General features: G+C 51.3%; 13 protein-coding genes (1 of these 13 running past the window's edge). 9 read left to right on the top strand and 4 right to left on the bottom strand.

The window, feature by feature from the left end:
* The first annotated feature begins 6 nt into the window (after positions 1-6).
* Entirely contained in the window at positions 7-1,284 is a 1,278-nt protein-coding gene (locus ACEN86_RS03475) for an SGNH/GDSL hydrolase family protein (protein ID WP_495632979.1), read from the top strand.
* Between the two features lie 194 nt (positions 1,285-1,478).
* Here ACEN86_RS03475 and ACEN86_RS03480 read toward each other — a convergent pair whose 3' ends face one another.
* A complete protein-coding gene (locus ACEN86_RS03480) occupies positions 1,479-2,687 on the bottom strand; it encodes a hypothetical protein (RefSeq protein WP_495632980.1) in 1,209 nt (402 codons plus the stop codon).
* A 290-nt stretch (positions 2,688-2,977) separates the two neighbouring features.
* Between ACEN86_RS03480 and ACEN86_RS03485 the strand changes: the two genes are divergently transcribed.
* On the top strand, positions 2,978-5,227 hold the full coding sequence (locus tag ACEN86_RS03485) for an alkaline phosphatase PhoX (protein ID WP_495634206.1): 2,250 nt from the start codon (positions 2,978-2,980) through the stop codon (positions 5,225-5,227).
* Between the two features lie 46 nt (positions 5,228-5,273).
* Positions 5,274-6,731 (top strand): multicopper oxidase domain-containing protein, encoded by a 1,458-nt coding sequence (locus ACEN86_RS03490; RefSeq protein WP_495632981.1) that lies wholly within the window; start codon positions 5,274-5,276, stop codon positions 6,729-6,731.
* 392 nt (positions 6,732-7,123) lie between these two features.
* On the opposite strand, the gene ACEN86_RS03495 is transcribed toward ACEN86_RS03490, so the two are convergent.
* Entirely contained in the window at positions 7,124-8,434 is a 1,311-nt protein-coding gene (locus ACEN86_RS03495) for a glutamate-1-semialdehyde 2,1-aminomutase (protein WP_495632982.1), read from the bottom strand.
* 64 nt (positions 8,435-8,498) lie between these two features.
* Entirely contained in the window at positions 8,499-9,545 is a 1,047-nt protein-coding gene (locus tag ACEN86_RS03500) for an LCP family protein (protein WP_495632983.1), read from the bottom strand.
* Positions 9,546-9,671: 126 nt separating this feature from the next.
* Here ACEN86_RS03500 and bcp point away from each other — a divergent pair, with 126 nt between their 5' ends.
* Positions 9,672-10,145 (top strand): thioredoxin-dependent thiol peroxidase, encoded by a 474-nt coding sequence (gene bcp / locus ACEN86_RS03505; protein WP_495632984.1) that lies wholly within the window; start codon positions 9,672-9,674, stop codon positions 10,143-10,145.
* Between the two features lie 142 nt (positions 10,146-10,287).
* Here bcp and ACEN86_RS03510 read toward each other — a convergent pair whose 3' ends face one another.
* Positions 10,288-10,947 carry a DedA family protein gene (locus tag ACEN86_RS03510; protein WP_495632985.1) on the bottom strand — a complete coding sequence of 220 codons (660 nt, stop codon included), beginning with the start codon at positions 10,945-10,947 and terminating at the stop codon, positions 10,288-10,290.
* A gap of 101 nt (positions 10,948-11,048) precedes the next feature.
* On the opposite strand from ACEN86_RS03510, the gene ACEN86_RS03515 reads away from it, so the two are divergent.
* The 5 genes from ACEN86_RS03515 to guaA all read left to right on the top strand — a co-directional run.
* Positions 11,049-12,335: a polysaccharide deacetylase family protein gene (locus ACEN86_RS03515; protein ID WP_495632986.1), complete on the top strand. Its 1,287-nt coding sequence runs from the start codon at positions 11,049-11,051 to the stop codon at positions 12,333-12,335.
* 88 nt (positions 12,336-12,423) lie between these two features.
* Positions 12,424-13,416, top strand: coding sequence for an AAA family ATPase (locus ACEN86_RS03520; RefSeq protein WP_495632987.1), 993 nt, complete (start codon positions 12,424-12,426; stop codon positions 13,414-13,416).
* Positions 13,417-13,424: 8 nt separating this feature from the next.
* On the top strand, positions 13,425-14,603 hold the full coding sequence (locus ACEN86_RS03525; RefSeq protein ID WP_495632988.1) for a DUF58 domain-containing protein: 1,179 nt from the start codon (positions 13,425-13,427) through the stop codon (positions 14,601-14,603).
* Positions 14,603-16,906 (top strand): transglutaminase-like domain-containing protein, encoded by a 2,304-nt coding sequence (locus tag ACEN86_RS03530; protein ID WP_495632989.1) that lies wholly within the window; start codon positions 14,603-14,605, stop codon positions 16,904-16,906. The genes ACEN86_RS03525 and ACEN86_RS03530 overlap by 1 nt, the downstream gene beginning before the upstream one ends.
* A 77-nt stretch (positions 16,907-16,983) precedes the next feature.
* On the top strand, positions 16,984-18,272 hold the 5' portion of the coding sequence (gene guaA / locus ACEN86_RS03535; RefSeq protein WP_495632990.1) for a glutamine-hydrolyzing GMP synthase. Its footprint extends 250 nt past the window's final position; the window shows 1,289 of its 1,539 coding nt (coding positions 1-1,289); the start codon lies at positions 16,984-16,986; the stop codon falls past the right edge of the window.

The following is an 18,272-nucleotide window of genomic DNA, read 5'->3' on the forward strand; positions in this document are numbered from 1 at the left end:
TACTTATTGAATTTACGGGCAGTTAAAAAAAGCCATATCCTCAGCGGCGTAATGTCGCTGATTCTCATGATCTCAGGAGCGGGTTCCGCAGCCGCAGCGGCAGGCGGAGCGGTTCAGGCAGCAAGCTCAAGCAGCTACAAGATTGTAGCCCTCGGGGATTCCATAACTGCCGGCTTCGAGCCGGCTATGATTACGCAGGTTAACCCGAAGGCCTATGGGTATGTGGATCGGCTCCAGGAGCAGGGATTGTTCCGCGGACGCACAGTGACTGTGAATTATGGAATTCTTGGCTTGAAGACTGAGGGACTTAGTCATTATGTAAAAGCGATTAAGGAAGGCCGAACTCTGACTCCGGATGAGCTTCAGCCCGCTTTGGTAGACCCTAGGGCAGCTTCCTTTGGGCAGGGAACTGCCGCAGCCAAGGCCGATCTGCAGGGAGCCAATCTGATCACCATTACCATTGGAGGTAATGATGTATCGCAGGTCATGGCGGCCGCAGCAGAAGGCGGGGCAGCATCCAGTAATCTGGATGCGAGTGTTGCCCAGCTGCTTGCGAATTACAAGACCAATGTGAGCCAGACCTTAAGCGATCTGACGGAGCTGAATCCGAACGCACAGATTGTGATTGCGGATCAGTATCAGCCTGTACCGAGACTTGCGGGTGCCGCTGCTTATGAACAGCTGGAGAAAGCTGCTGATGCCTTTACCGCATCGGTTGACGCCTTGGCAGCAGAATTCACAGCTAAGGGAGCCAAAGTCAAGGTGGCTCATGTGGCCAAGGAATTTGTAGGCGGCGAAATCTCCTATACTCATATTATGGAGAAGGATATTCACCCCAACCAGTTCGGTTACGAGGTGATTGCCAAAGTATTCGCCAAGGAAATCTGGGGAGAGTACCTGCAGCCTTCCACCCGGTCCAGTGACGTGCCGCTTACGATTATTGTGAAGGGCAAAGAGATCAACAGTCCCTACAAGCCGGTCGTTAAGAACGGCCAGACCTTTGTAGCCATCAAGGATATCGTAACCGCCATTGGAGCCCAGACAGCCTGGGACAATCGCACCAGCACGGCTACCATCAGCAGCGCGGGGCGCAAGGTTGTGATTCCGGTGGGTTCGAAGACGATCAAGGTAGATGGGAAGAATGTGGCAACAGCCTCACCAGCCTATTTGAACAAAATTGGCAAAGAGACAAAGACCTACGTGCCGCTCGCACTGCTTGCCCAAGGTCTTGGATTGGATGTGCAGTACAGCTCGCATTTGAAAGTGGTATTTATTAATCCTTAATGGCATTATTAATCCTTAATTGTACGGTTCACGATTAACAAGAAAAGCCGTTCACCTTGGTCATCCCCTGTTATGTATACAGGTTCATGACCATCCTGGTGAACGGCTTTTTTATAATGTCTGTGAATTACCGAATATCTCATGTCCTAATTCATTTATGGGATTGAATATTCAGGTTATCGGTACTCTGACCGCTATTCTGAGATGAAATAAAGTCCCAGGGGAACGGACAGGAACGGCTGGATCATTGTGGTTAAGGTGAATGATGGGGCATTGCTGATGACCCGGGTCTGCTTGTTCCCATAGCTGTAGGACTCGACGGGGCCGTTATCGATCCGGTAATGAACAAATCCGGTTGATTCACTGCGGGGAGCAGCCCCATACAGCGTATAAACATTCGCTTGGTCAGATGAATTCTGAATTTGGATGTTATAGATGAGATCGGTGAACCAGTAGGAGCCGCGCTGTTTGTTGTTTTTGCCCACCACTTCTACAGGGGATTTCAAGGGCTCGCCCTGCACATTCCAGTTCGTAGTCAGACGCTCCTGTTCACCGGAATAGGCAAAGGGCTCAGAGTCACTTACCTTGATGTATTTAGCCGGTGTATCTTCGGTGAGCTGGACCTTCAGGTTGACCTTCCGGGCGGAATACTTGAGCAGTCCGCGATAGTCATCGCCAGTCTTGAAGTCAAAGTTCGTAGCGGCAATGTGAGAGCTGCCGGCGTATTCCTCCAGCTTGGCAGTGCCGTTATTCGTAACCACATCCGATACGATTATCGTCTCGCTCTGCCCTGTCTTCACGTTGACGGCACGGAAATCGCCAATAAAATTCATAACCTGATATGGGGCTATAGAGGTGGAATAAGGCAGCACGTAAGATTTGCCGGGTGCAATCGTAGCCAGATAAGTTCCGCCGGTTCCCGCAGGCTGATTCAGGAACTGCGCGGTAGCTGCCTTCAGGTTGGTAACCGGATCGGCGGAGCTTCCGCTGGAATAACCCTTGCGTTTGATATAGAGCTTGACCGGGTTTGCAGCAGGATTCTTAACATGCATATAGAACGATACCCGCTTCTTGGTTGCATTGGTGTGGACAGACCAGAAGCGGAAGCTGCCCTTCATCTGGTCGCGGTACAGAGTGTTATTGACCTGAACAACTTTGGAGCCGTCGGATCGGTTGCCTTCGAATAAAGTCTCCGGCGCATTGGAAGCGAACACCGGGGTCCCTTCCTGCTTGAAAGTAATTTGGTCGGCAGAGCCTGGTGCTTGCAAGATCTGCACCGCCGTTTCAGGGCGAGCCGCAGTGTCGCCTAGGCCTGCATTCCCGGCTGCAGATAGAGTGGAGGGAGGAATGAGTATTGCAGCTGACATAGCTGAGAGCAATATGGCTTTGTAAAATGATTTCACGGTATACCTCCGATAAATAGGTTTTGAACATAGCTCTGTTCATATGGAGTATAGACGCTTAACAGAAGAGGAAAGTTCCAGAATTTTCAATTTTGATTTTATTTAAGAAGATTACATAAGCCAGTCGAAATTTTACAAGCAGATTAAGTTCCTATGGATTAAAAGGGGGCTATTCGGCTTGTTTTTTACTTCCAATTTACAATTAATGAACTCGATTTCATATGGAGCAAACATATCAGGGCTATGCTAGTAACTAAATATCTTTACTAGAAAGGTAGTGTATGAAGAAAATGAAATCTTCTAAGTCTAAGTTTTTTAAATGCTTGGTGCCTGTCCTTGGACTGGCCCTAATTCTCCCTACGGCCTCCATTCCTGTATCCGCAGCAGCAGGCCCAGTGGCCGCTCCCCTGAGCGTGAAGTCAGTTGAATTCGTAGGCATGGATGCTCCTGCTACAGCGGAACAAATGGCTCAGATCTATACCAAAGCTTCCGTTAAAGTCACTTATTCGGATAATACCGAGAAGACTTTCCCGCTGGCTTATAACAAATTGTTCAAAACTACGGATTCCGTTGGTGGAACCATCGCCGGAGTAGCAGTAGATTCCAAAGGCAAGCCAATCATGGATACTAGTGTTCCGAACAATCCACAGCCTTTCGTGTCCGATGACCCGGACTCCAACAGCCTGCTCCAGGTTCAAGGCGCTCCAGCCACTGGTCTGGGCGGCAATCCGCTGTCTCTGATTACTCATTATGAGTACATCACCCACAATCAGGCCGGCGGTTCCTCTTATGGTCTCGTACCAGCCAGCATGAGCCATACGATTATCGACCAGAACAAGACGACGGGCGAGTTAACCCCGGTGAAGCTGTCTAAAGTCGACTTCTCCGGTGTAGATGGTCTCTGGATTCCATGTAACGGTTCCTTGACCCCGTGGAACACGCATCTGGGCAGTGAAGAATACGAAGCGGATGCGCGTGCCTTCGAGGCCGATCCGAAGCAGACGTATGTGAATCCTTTTGTTCAGAGCTATTACCAGGATCAGACCAAGACAGGCAATCCATATGCCTACAACTATCTGACTGAAGTAACTGTAAATAAAGACAATTCCACCTCAGTAGCCAAGCACTACAGCACTGGCCGCTTCTCTCATGAGCTGGGCAAGGTTGCACCTGACCAAAGAACCGTCTTCTTCGGAGACGACGGCGGCAACACGATGCTGTTCCTGTATGTTGCAGACAAGGCTGCAGATCTTTCGTCGGGTACTTTGTATGCGGCTAAATGGATTCAAAAGAGCGCGGAGAACGGCGGCTCGGCTGATCTTCAGTGGATCAAGCTTGGACATGCCACAGACAGCGAAGTGAAGTCCTATATTGATAAAGGACTGAAATTCAGCGATATTTTCCTGACATCCGACAAAGCGGCTGATGGATTTAAGGCAATCAAGACCTACCCATCGGGCAAGGTGGAATATTTGAAAGTAAAACCGGGCATGGAGCAGGCCGCAGCGTTCTTGGAAAGCCGCCGTTATGGCGCACTGCTAGGTGCGACTTCCGAATTTAATAAGATGGAAGGCGTGACGGTGAACGCTAAGGATAAGAAGACCTATATTGCGATGTCCTATGTGGAGAAAGCCATGGAGAAGGATAGCAAGGGAACCGATCCTGCCGATGATATCCAGGTTAATAAAATTTCTTCCGGGGTTACCTATGAGCTCTCGCTTAACGGAGGACAAAAAGACCGTGATCAGGCTGCCATCGACAGCAGCTATGTTCCAAGCTTCATGAAGGGTCTCGTATGGGGAGAAGATCTCGCTCAGCCGGATGCCAAAGGCAATAAGGCAGCTGATGACAAGGTGGCGAATCCCGACAACCTGTCTTACTCCGAATCCTTAAGAACTCTGTTCATTGGCGAAGACAGCGGAATGCACGCTAATAACTATGTTTGGGCCTACAACATTGATACAGGCAAGCTCTCCCGTGTACTCAGTACACCGGCTGGCGCGGAAGCGACCGGACTTCAATTTGTAGAAGGGCTGAACGGCTTTAACTACGTGATGAGTAACTTCCAGCACCCGGGAGATGAGATGATTGTGGCCGATAACCTGAAGGCTGCAGTGGAAAGCAACATCAACCAGAACTTCAATAACAAGTCTGCTGGTGTTGTAGGTTATATTTCCGGTGTTCCTACTGAGCAGCAAATGCTGGCAGCAGTGGCTAAGGACACGAAGCCGGAACCGGCTACACCAAGCGAGCCGACGACTCCTTCCACTTCGAATGGTCACGATTCCTCGAAGCCAGAGCAGGCTGGACTGATTGGCATTCGTCAAGCGGCTAAAGCTGCAGGTATCTCTCTTACATGGAATGCGAAAACCCACGAGGTCGTATTGGTGAAAGGCAAGCATAAGCTCGTCATTCGTGTGGATTCCCAGACGGCTGTACTGGATGGGAAGACCATTAAGCTGCCGCTGAAGACGGTGATGAAGAAGAACTCTGTTCATTTCTCCGCAGCCGTATTCCATCAATTTGCACAGCTTAAATAATAATTATTTGTAATCAGCAAGCAAGCAGCAGAGGAGAAATTCAAAAATGTCAAAACGATCCCAAGGAACTTCACGGTCAGGTAAGGTCAAAGCACTGCTGGTGCTCTTAACGATGGTGTCCGGTATATTAAGCAGCACGGTCTCCGCCCACTCGGACAGCAGCACAGCCAGCATGAGCGGAATGGAAGCCAGCGAGGCGGGAACCCGGATAAGTGTTAACGGGCATTCCCTGGCGGCTCAGGCTCATATGAACGATGACCTTACGAATCTTCGGGTTCCCCTGCGGGATGTGATCGAGGCGCTTGGACTGCCTTTGAAATGGGATGCCAAACACAAAGCGGTACTAATCGGACAGGAAACGGTCCCCTCCGCCGTGTTAGACAGTGCTGAAATGCGTCATCACGCCCAGATGGGCCATATTGCTCTCTATATTCATGGTCAGCCATCCAAAGCGGATGCAGATCCGATGATGATGAATAACAGCGTATACGTACTGGCTGAGGACTTCGCCCAGGCTATGGACTTGAAGTATACGTACGATGCAGGCGTGCATCAGGTGAAATTCATGACTCAGGCTGCGGCTGATCAATTCACAACCGAGCAGAAGCAGGTTGAGGATGTGCTGAATGGTGTGGGAATGGTGCCTCATATTACGGCGGACGGAACAAAAGAATTTACTTTGAGCGGAGGGCTTCATGACTGGTCACCGCTGCAAGGGGTTCTAACCACAGCCTGGACCTTTAATGGTCAGGCTCCGGGTCCGACAATCCGGGTGACCGAAGGGGACCGGGTGCGGATTGTGTTCAATAACAATCTGCCCGAGCCTTCGACGGTGCACCTGCACGGATTGCTTTTGCCGAATGCGATGGACGGGGTGCCAGGGTTGACTCAGCCCGCCGTTCAACCCGGCAAGTCGTTCAATTATGAATTCACGGCCAGCCATGCGGGGACATTCATGTATCATTCGCATTACGATGATATGAAGCAGATCGGCTCGGGCATGTATGGCGCATTCATTATCGATCCGAAGCAGCCGGTGAACGCCGCAGATAACGGGGGCGTGCTGACTGACAATACGAAGATGGATCATGATTATACGATGCTGCTGTCAGGCTTCCATATCAATACAACAATGGAGGGGGAAGAGGATTACTATACGATCAACGGTCGCAGTTATCCGGATACCCCCCCGATTGAGGTGAAGCAGGGAGAAATCTCGCGTATTCGTCTAATTAATATAGACACGATGGAGATTCATACGATGCATCTTCATGGCATGGATTTCTACGTAGTCGCCCGCAATGGCAGTCCGTTAACCAACCCGGAGCGAATGAATAACGTGATGCTGGGTCCAGGTGAAACCGTAGATTTGATGTTCCGTGCGGATAATCCGGGGAACTGGTCCTTCCACTGCCACATTCTGGACCATACGATGAATGGGGAGTCGGATATGTCAGGTGGGGAGATGGGCGGCCTGGTTACGCTCGTAAAGGTAAAGCCGTGAACCAGTAAGATGTGACCTTGGACAAACGAAGCTTTTGAGCTGTATAAAATTAAAGATCAGAGGAGCCTATCCAGTTGGATGGGCTCCTCTGATCTTTTCAACACTCTAAACTGTAAATCTAGGCTCTAATCTCTAGAATGTAAACTCTATACTGTAAATCTAAGCTCCAAACTCCAAACTCTAATTCTCTAAACCAATCCTCTAAACCAATCCTCTAAACCAATCCTCTAAACCCTACTCTAATCCTCTCATCCGATCAGTTCTGTCCTGCTGTTCCAGTTCTCTTCTGTCTCCAGGGATCAAAGAACCCGCCGGCCACATGGGCCAGCGGGTTCTTTGATTCATATGGCAAGGGACTGCATACTGCATACCCTTCATATTGCAGGGAGGATCTAAGCCTTCAGCTTCGCAAATGCATTCTCCGCCGCTTCCAGTGTAAGGTCAATATCCTCGTCCGTATGAGCCGTGGTCAGGAACCACGCTTCATATTTCGAAGGGGCCAGGTTCACGCCTTGGTCCAGCATATGACGGAAGAAGGCGGCGAACATTTCGCCATCGGTATCTTGGGCTTCGTCATAATTTGTGACCGGATGGTCGCAGAAGTGGGTCGAGAAGGCGCCGCGAATCCGGTTAATCGTAAGCGGCACCCCGTGGCGGGCGGCGGAAGCGCCAAGGCCTTCCGTGAGCCGCACAGCCAGGCGCTCCATCTCGTCGTAGACGCCCGCGCCCTGCAGCACCTCCAGGCAGGCGATGCCTGCCGAGATCGAAGCCGGGTTACCCGCCATCGTACCCGCCTGGTAGGCTGGTCCGAGCGGAGCAACCTGCTCCATGATCTCCTTGCTGCCGCCGTAGGCGCCGATCGGCAGGCCTCCGCCGATGATTTTGCCCAGCGCCGTCAGGTCCGGCTTGATGGCTTCATGGTTCGCGAGGCCCGCGTAAGTCTGCGCGGACCCGTAATGGAAGCGGAAAGCCGTGATGACCTCGTCATAGATAACGAGGGCGCCGTACTCGCGAGCGAGGCGGCAGAGGCTTTCCAGGAAGCCGGCTTCCGGCATAACCATGCCGAAGTTACCGACAATGGGTTCTACCATGACGGCTGCGACGTCATCGCCCCATTTGTCCAAAGCTTCTTGGAGCGCGCCTGTGTTATTGAACGGCACGGTGATGACTTCATGCGCGATGCTGGTCGGAATTCCAGCACTGTCCGGGATCCCGAGTGTGGAAGGCCCGGAGCCGGCGGCCACAAGCACCAGATCGGAGTGCCCGTGGTAACATCCGGCGAATTTGATGATTTTATTTCGCTTCGTATAAGCACGGGCCACGCGGATTGTCGTCATTACGGCTTCGGTTCCTGAATTGACGAAGCGTACCTTGTCCATGGAAGGAATAGCTTCCTTCAGCATCATGGCGAGCTTGATTTCAAGCTCGGTGGGTGTTCCGTACAGCACACCGCTGGCGGCTGCGCGGGTGATGGCTTCCGTGATATGCGGGTGTGCATGGCCTGTAATAATCGGTCCGTACGCAGCCAGGTAATCGATATACTTGTTGCCGTCCACATCCCAGAAGTGCGCTCCCTGGGCTTTGTTCATAAAAACAGGCGCCCCGCCGCCCACCGCTTTGAACGAGCGGGAGGGGCTGTTGACGCCGCCAACAATATGCTTTAATGCTTCTTGGTATAAATGTTCTGATTGATTCCGGTTCATACTATGAGAACTTCCTTTCTATTGGGCGGCCGCGTAAGCGGCAGTGACCTTTCATCCAAAGCTATTATTTTGCTGCTTCAGAAGTAGTGGTTGTGCTTGATGAATTGTCACTGCTGCTGGAGACCGTTCCGGAACTGGATTTTCCGGTATTTGGAGTTCCGTTCAAGACATCCTGAACGTACTCTTTCAATTTCTTCTCACTGCTGACTCCAAGGACAGAACCTGCCGAAGTATTCTTCTCTACGAGCAAGTTCATAGGCGGGATCTGCTCACTGCCGCTCATCTGGCTGTCATAGCCGACCGAAGCCAGCTTCCACATATCATTCACGGACATGTTGGTATCAATGTAAGGATTGATTTTCTCCAGAATGCCCGGCAGGTTCATAATGGAGGTGGTGGATTTCATCTTGTCTGCGACGGCCTTGAGGAAGTTACGCTGGCGTTCAGTCCGGGTGAAGTCGGACATGGCATCATGACGGAAGCGGACATACTGGAGCGCAGTCTTCCCGTCCAGGTGCTGCATCCCTTTTTTAAGGTCAATATCATACTCGTGCTGATCAGCAGCACTGACATAATGCATGTCTTTCTCTACGTTGAAATCAACTCCACCAACCGAATCGACCAAGGCAATGAACCCTTGGAAGTCGGTATAGACGTAATATTGGATCGGGATTCCGAGCAGATCTGAGGCTGTCTTCATGGCCGACTCAGGACCATGGGTAATCGCGGTGTTGATCCGATCCTGCCTGTCTTGGCCCGCAATGTCGACATAGGTGTCACGCATAATGGAGAAGAGGTAACCCTTCTTCTGTACGGGGTCAATGGAAGCGACGAGCATCGTATCGGAACGTGGGATTTCCCCTTTTTTCAGACCGCGGGCATCTACACCCATCATGAGAATGTTAACACGCTCGGTGCCTTCCCACTTGGGAGGATCCGCGATCTTGGTCTCTGTAGGCGAGAGCTGGCTGAATGGAGAATTCTCCCCCACCTTGTGAAAGTTGTTCACTTGATTGTAGATAGCTACGAAATAATAAGTTGCAAAAGCAATAACCGCAACCAGTACAGCGGCAATGGACCATAGAATCGTCCTTTTTGTTCTCTTTGTCATCACGTTCTTCCCTTCGAACCAGAGGTTGCTCTTTAGCCTAATTGGTATTTACATTATAATTTCTTTTATAAATACAATCAATTTTCCTGTATATCCCACAGGTCAAGACAGAGAGGGGCTTTACAAGTGTCAGAGCAGCAGGTTCAACCGGGTCAGCAGGTACCCGATTTCACGCTACCTTCCAGCTCAGGGGAGGATATAAGTCTTAGTCAGTTCCGGGGGAAGAAAGTCGTCATATACTTCTATCCCAAGGATTCTACTCCGGCATGCACTCAGCAGGCCTGCGATTTCCGGGACAGCTCCAGCTTCTTTGCGGCTAAGGGAGCAGCCGTTATAGGAATCAGTGCCGACGATCTGAAGTCACATCAGAAATTTGCGGGTAAGCATGCCCTGCCATTTCCGCTGCTTGCGGACACGGAGAAGGAAGTCAGCCGGCTGTTCGGCGTATGGCAGTTGAAGAAGATGTATGGCAGGGAATATGAAGGAATTGTGCGTTCCACGTTCCTCATTGATGAGCAGGGCATTCTGGTGAAAGAGTGGCGCAAGGTAAAAGTCGGTGGTCATGTGGATGAGGTTCTTAAAGCAATAAGCGAGTCGTAGTTAGTAAGAATTAACGATGAGAGTGCGTTCTTCTTCCTGAAGCCTGGAGGCTGGAGCCGTTCAGAAGCCTGCCGGGCTCTCGGCGCAAGAGCATGAGCAAGGGCCGTCCCTATTGGGGCGGCCCTATTGCTGTTAACGCGATCTATTCCGGTTTCGAGGCTTTAGATTTATTCTTCGATCTGCCAAAGCGTCTTGCGGCAACCTCCCCAATGGCTTTGCGGTAGCGAAACAGAACTACAGCAAGGATGATCCCCACAAGGCCGATCCCCGCGGCGGCCGAGTAGGTAGCTGCCAAGTGGAACATCCGGTTCCACTGCGGGCCGAATATTTTCCCGATTCCAATGAACAGAAGGGTCCAGAAGAGTGCGCCCGTATAGGCGTACAGAGCAAATTTGCGGAATGGCAGTGCGATAATGCCGGAGAAATATCCCGTGAAATGACGGACACCGGGGATGAAGTAACCGATGAAGATCAGCGTATATCCATATTTTTCGAACCAGTACCGGGTAATCTCAAGCTTCTTGGGAGGAAGGAAGAACCACTTGCCATATTTCTGGATAAAAGGCAGCCCGGCCCTGCGCCCGATCCCGTACGTGATCGTGATGCCAAGGGTCGTCCCAAGGAACGCTAGCAGGATCAAGAGCTCCCAGTGAAGAACGCCTTTGTAGGACAGGTATCCGGCATAAGCCATCGTAGTCTCACCGGGAAAGGGGAGGGCGATGAATTCAAGGACAAGTCCAGTAAAGAGGACGAAATAACCATGCTGTTCAAATAAACTTTCCAGATAATTAAGCAAGTTCATAGCTCCACTCTCCAACTACGATATAGTCTATTTCCAAATGTACCTCCATATAATCTATCAAAAGCTATTTCATTCATAGAAACCGATGGAGGTTATATTCAATGTCCAGAACCTTTCTGCACGTATTGAAACGTATGTATGTACCTGCACTCTTGGTGCTGCTTATTTTCGGAGCACTCCGATTGGATTTTCATTCTCCTTTGACAACTACGGTTGACGCACATGAAGGGTTTCATACAAATTCGGCCTTGGGCCAGAATTCTTCGGAGCAAATATCTGTAAAAAACGCAGCAGCTGCTGTGACAACAGCCTCCCATCCCGTGAACAAGAAGACCGTGTATTTAACCTTTGATGATGGGCCGACCAAGCTGACGGATCAAGTGCTCAGTATATTATCCAAGAACAAGATTAAAGGGACTTTTTTTGTGCTTGGAGAGCAGGCAGAGAGATATCCCGAGGTCATTCGCCGCATATATGAAAGCGGGCATGTCATTGGCAATCATACCTATGATCATGAATATAAGAAGCTTTACCACAATTTTAGCGAATTTTGGGGACAAATAAAACAAACCGAGGAAATCCTAAGAACCATCACCGGTTCCAGACCAGAGCTGATCCGGGCCCCGGGCGGATCCTTCGGCCATTTCGATCTTAATTACTTCAAGCTGCTGGAGCAGGGAGGATATACGGTATTCGACTGGGATGTGGATACCCGGGATTCCTCCAGGAAGGGAGTGCCCGCATCAGAGCTTATCCGCAATGTGAAGCAGTCGAAGCTGAAGGATCAAATCGTTGTGCTTATGCATGACGGGTCAGGTCATGAACAGACGGTTAAGGCCCTCCCCGAGATAATTGCTTATTATAAAGCACATGGATACGAATTCGGCACCTTATCTTCCAAGGTGAAGCCGGTTCACTTCTCGGTTCATGTCAGCGCTGTGTACAGTGGAAGAGTCCAGCCTACCCCGAAGTGGATTGCTGCCCATATCGCTCCTAACGCGGCGCTGTTCAAGCATGCCGCTCCGCTGATTGTGGAGGCGGGAGGGGTGGCGACCGAGATGAAGAGCGGGGAATATGAATGGTCCTCCGGACACTATCTGGTTCCGCTCAGAGCAGTGCTGGAACGTCTTGGCGCTGCGGTGAAATGGAACAACGCCGAGCATGCCGCTGTCGTATCCTGGGGAACGCGCACGCTTACCCTAAGAACAGATTCCAATATAGCAGAACTCCGGAAGAGCGGGGATTCCAGTCTCACAACCTATCAGATCCCGATCTCCACGAGGAACGATGCCATCTGGATTCCGCTGCGGAGCCTGCTTGAACTGCTTGGTCATCCTGTTCTTCAGGCTGCTGCCGGTCCGGATAATTACAAGGTCATAGCCTTGTAGAACTAAGATAACGATAGGCTCTATGATGTCTATTTCCGGTGGAAACTGGTGACACTGTTTACTAGATTCCTTTTCGGAGATGGAGGTTATGAACTTGTTAAATTCTTTCGCGTTGTCTCATGCCCAGACGACCGATCTGCTTGAACGGCTCGTTAACCGGGTGGGGCAGGTCGTAATTGGCAAACGACATGAAATCGAGCTTATCCTTATCGCTATGCTTCAGGGCGGGCATGTTCTTCTTGAAGATATCCCGGGTGTTGGCAAAACAACTCTCGTCCGGGCCATAGCTGCCAGTCTCGGAAGCTCTTTCGGGCGTATTCAGTTCACACCGGACGTCATGCCTTCCGATGTGACCGGTGTGGCGGTCTATCACCCTCATTCGGGTGAATTTGAATTTCGTCCCGGACCTGTACTCTCAAATATTGTCCTTGCGGATGAGATTAACCGTGCAGCTCCCCGAACGCAGTCCGCGCTTCTTGAAGCTATGGAGGAGCACCGGGTTACCGTGGATGGGGTAACCTATAATCTGCCCAAACCTTTTCTGCTGCTGGCTACGCAGAACCCGCTGCAGTTCGAGGGGACATACCGCCTGCCCGAGGCTCAGATGGATCGCTTCCTGATGCGGATATCCCTGGGTTACCCGCAGCCTGAGCAGGAGATCGATATGCTCGGCCGCCATCAGACAGGGTCCTTGATTGAAGAGATGAAGCCTGTCCTGCTAGCCGAGGAGATGGCCGGAATGCAGCGCCGGGTTCGTACTGTATTGGTAGACGAGACCATTAAGCGTTACCTGGTTGCAGTGGCCGATTTGTCCCGGCGGCATCCGAAGACTTCGCTCGGAATCAGCCCCCGGGGCACCTTGGCCTGGATGGGAGCTGCCCAGGCTAATGCTTATTATCAAGGGCGGATGTATGTCATCCCGGATGATGTGAAGGCGGTTGCTGCTGCCGTGCTCGCCCACCGGGTCGTGTTAAGCCCGGAAAGCAAGCTTGGCGGGCTTAGTGGCGAGGAATTGGTCCACGAGTGGCTGGGCAAGACGCCCGTACCGATGTCCCCCGGTTCGGCGAAGGCCTCGTCATGAGAATATTCATGTTGCCCTGGCTTTGGACGTCGGCAGCTTTGGCACTCCTGGTGGCCGCCTATGCGGGATACGGCGGTCCCTCCGTATTGTTCCTTCTTCTGGTACTGGGACTAATCATGCTGCAGGGTGCGATTGTACAAGCGGGTAGTCCAAGATGGACTAAGGTCATGCGTGAATGGTCTTCAGGCCGCTTAGCGGCAGGAGAAAGTGCTAGGCTCTCGCTGCATATCGAATTCAGAGGAGGGTTACCCCCACTATGGATTAAAGTGGACGATCCGCTCGCGGTCCGTGCTGGGAGGACAAGCAGGTTTGTTTTGTTTACGGGTTTTCGGCGTCATGTCGTTCTCACGGGAACCGTAAGTGACCTTCGAAGAGGCGTGTATTCCGCGGACCGGTTGAGAATTACCTACGGCGATCTATTTGGATGGTTCGAGCGCTCGCTATGGGTAGAGGCCGAGGGTCATCTTACCGTTATTCCGAGGACTGCCCGTCTGCATAATCCTCCTGAGAATGAGCTCGGTGCACGGGGGAGTGGTGAACCCTTGCATGAAGGGATGCCGGGAGGCCGAAGGGGAGATTTGCTCAGGGAATACACGCCGGGTGACTCCTGGAAAAGCATCCACTGGAAAGCCTCATCCAGGCGTGCTGGCTTGCTATCGAGATCGCCGGAAGCCGGCGGTCTGGCTGAACGGGTTATTTTGCTTGCCTCCGATCCAGGATCCTATACGCCTGATGCCGAGGAATTTGAACTCGCTGTATCCTGTGCAGCATCATTGCTAATGGAGAGCTCAGCCGGAGGACAGGTTAGCCTGATCTGCGGAAGTGCAGAAGGAGGAAGCACCTGCAGCCGGGGGCCGGAACGTGAGGAAGGTATGAACATTCTCGCAAGTGTTAGTCTGGGTGCTCACATCCCTGGACACAATCTGTTGATCGAAACGATACAAGAGCACAGCTCTAAGTTCATTACCTTTATTATTGGCAGGCTCACTCCTGAGATTGCCTCTGCCGCTGCATCTGCAGCAGTCCGCGGAACAGCGCTTGAAATTATAGTTACAAGTAAGGAAGCCGGTTCCCCGGGGATTTCGGCAGAGATGCTAGAACACTTGCTGATTTCCGGAGTTAGACTTTCAAATAAGGCGGCATTTGAACGGGAAAAGGGTCTCCTGACCAAGGGGAGGCCATCGTAATGCGAAAGGTTGAATCACGCCCAGTTGGCGGTGTGCAGACGTTCAGGGGCTGGGGAGAACGTCTGGTACTCTCTTTGTTCATCTTTGGCCTTTTCAGGGAATGGCTGTCCCCCCTGCTGAAGCTGCTTGGTCCGGAGGGGGAGAGACCTCTGGATTTGTTCTATATTCTGACCATTCTGCTGCTGGTAGCAGGATGTCTGAGTGTTCCTTTTGCCATATTCTCGACTATCCCCCCCCTCTTGTGTCTGGGCGCTATGATTTATTTATATGGAGGAGACAAGGGATTAGGCTGGCTGGCGGATTTCATTAACATAATTAAGCGGGATATTACGGGTGTGCTTACCAGCGGAAGGCTTAGTGCGTTAAGTCCGGAAATGCGTATGCTTATCCTGCTAATAGGTTGGGCTCTTCTTGTTGCTTCAGTCCAACTTCTCGCGCTTAGCCGCCAAAGTATTCTGCTGTTCTTCTCTGCGACGGTGATTTATTTGCTAAGTCTGGAATTCGGTCTCGGTCTGCACACTTACCTGGGAGTCGTCCGAACCATCTTGATCGGGATACTCCTTCAGGCCGTTCTGCATACTCTGCATATACAGGAAGAAAGTGCTGATGAGGAGCCCGGGGAAGCAAGCCCTCCGCATGGAAGATTCCGAACTGCAGGCTTTGCTGTGGTAATAACATTTGTGCTGGGCGGAGTTATTGGCATCGCCATACTTGTAGGAACTCTCCCGATTCAGCCTGCGAAGAAGGTTTCCTTTCAGCAAGCTGTGGGCAGCCTTGAGGCTTGGACACAGACAGAGCTGTCTGGACACAGCCCTGGGACTACTAACATGTCGGGCTACGGCAGTCATGACAATGAGCTAGGAGGTCCCTTAACGCTTAGGCAGGAAGTGCTCTTCACAGCCACTTCGCCCCATCCTACCTATTACCGGGGGGAGAGCAAAAGCACCTATACCGGTCATGGCTGGATACAGGGAGATCAGAAGATAGTTCCACTCTCCGCTGATGAACATCTCTATTTAGGAGAGTCAGCTCCTTCTTCAGGAAAAGAGTTCAGTCAGTTCATTACCTTCAAAGAACCCCAGATTGGCCAGGTTGTCCTTGCCGGCGGCGGGATTCCGGTGAAAGTGAACAGAATCACCAATGGAAAGCAGGAGCTTTCCTTCCATAATCTTAAGGCCTATCCCGCCTCCGGCTTGATTCAGTACACCAGTAATACGGATAGGATGAACCTACACTCTGGCAGTAAAAGCAGTTCACAATCCCCTGAGGCACTTCTAGGCTATGAGCTTACCGTACAAGAACAGACGGCCTCACCCGCTGTGCTGAACGCCGCGAAGGGAGACGAGCCGGCATCTATAACAAGTGCAGATACCCAGCTGCCTGAATCACTCCCGAAGGAAGTCAGGGAGCTCGGGGCCAAGCTGACCAAGGGAAGCAGGACTCGGTACGAAGCTGTGAAGTCGGTAGAATCCTATTTGAAGAACCGTTACAAGTACAATCTGAACCCAGATTCTCTGCCGTCAGGCGAGGACTTCACAGTCAACTTTTTATTTGTCCAGAAAAAAGGCTACTGCGACCATTTCTCCACAGCCATGGCGGTGCTGCTAAGGACGCAGGGGATTCCGGCGAGATGGGTCAAGGGGTATGCCCCCGGCCAGATGAGCGAAGAAGATCCCCATCAATTTATCGTTTCCTATTCGGATGCCCATTCTTGGGTCGAAGTATATTTCCCGGGTGTAGGGTGGGTGCCCTTTGATCCCACGCCAGGTTTTGAATCAGCTGCACGTTCAACTGAACCGTCACCTACTATGAATCACTTCTCTTATGGAGATCTCGTTAATCAAGTACATCAAGCCGTGATCTTCAGCATGAGATCGGCCCTGGCGATCCTTATGGGAATTGGAGCGTGGCTGTCTCAGCCGCTCCTTATCTTGGCAGCCTTAGGCCTGGCTGGAGCGCTATGTTTGATGGCTCGTAGATTCTGGCCGGCGGTAGGGTGGAATAGAATGATGGGGCTTCTGTGGAGCCCGGGGCATCGCCGCTTTCCCCAGCGGGAGCAGCTGCTTCGTGCATCGGACAAGGCATGGAAGCAGTTATACGGAGCCTATGGCCCCCGTCCGCCCGGGGTAACGGGAAGAGAATATATTCAGCGTATAAATGGAATAGATCCGAGGAGCCGGGAGCAGCTTGATCATTTTTTGCACATATGGGAATCGTTATATTACGGAGCGAACGATCTGGACCGCATATCAACCAGGTCATTTCTGGAGCATTGCCGTCAGATAGGGCCTTCCAAGGGGTGAATCTATCCCCGATCTTTCTTGACGATCTGAATTGTCGTTTCGTATAATAAGACCCATGAATTGAGGGAGGCTCGGAAATGAATAAGCCAAATGAAATGATTGTCGTTCTGGACTTCGGAGGACAATACAACCAGTTAATAGCCAGAAGGATTCGCGATCTGGGTGTGTACAGTGAACTTCTTCCTTACAACACGCCAGTGGAGCGTTTGCGGGAGATCTCCCCTAAAGGGATTGTATTCTCAGGCGGACCAACAAGTGTATATGCGGAGAATGCCCCGCATGTAGATCCAGAGATTTTTAACCTGAATGTTCCAATTTTCGGGATTTGTTACGGCATGCAGTTGATGGCTCAGCAGTTGAACGGTAAAGTCGAACGTGCTGCCAAGCGGGAATATGGTAAGGCTGACGTGAGCTTCGCTGACCATTCTGCACTTACCAAGGGTCTTGAATCCAAGCAGACCGTATGGATGAGCCATGGAGATCACGTAGTGGAGCTTCCTGAAGGCTTCCAGATCGATGCTTTCACTGACCATGCACCTATTGCTGGATTCAGTAATCCGGACCGCCGTCTGTATGGTGTTCAATTCCATCCGGAAGTTCGCCACTCTGTACATGGCAATGAGATGATTCATAACTTCTTGTACGAGATCTGCGGCTGCGAAGGCAACTGGACGATGGGAACCTTTATCGATGATACAATCAAGGATATTCGTGAACAGGTTGGAGACAACAATGTATTGTGTGCGCTGAGCGGTGGAGTGGATTCCTCCGTAGTAGCCATTCTGCTGCATAAAGCTATTGGGGACAAGCTTACTTGTATGTTCATCGATCATGGTCTGCTTCGCAAGGGCGAGGCCGAGAGCGTCATGGAGACCTTCGTAGGCAAGTTCGATATGAAGGTTGTGAAGATCGATGCGCGCGATCGCTTCATGTCGAAGCTTGCAGGTGTAGATGACCCCGAGCAGAAACGAAAAATTATCGGCAACGAGTTTATCTATGTATTTGACGAAGAGTCCAAGAAATTCGATCACTTCAAATTCCTGGCTCAAGGAACGCTGTATACGGACATCGTCGAGAGCGGTACAGCAACAGCCCATACAATTAAGTCCCACCATAATGTCGGCGGTCTGCCGGAAGATATGGATTTTGAGCTCGTGGAACCACTCAAGACGCTGTTTAAAGATGAAGTCCGTAAAGTAGGCGAAGAGTGCGGCCTGCCACGTGAAATCGTCTGGAGACAACCGTTCCCGGGACCGGGTCTGGCCATTCGTGTTCTCGGTGAAGTCACCGAGGAGAAACTCAAGATTGTACGTGATTCCGACTTCATTCTTCGTGAAGAAATTGCTAAGGCGGGTCTTGATCGCGA

Source organism: Paenibacillus sp. Paensp111 (assembly GCF_059492195.1).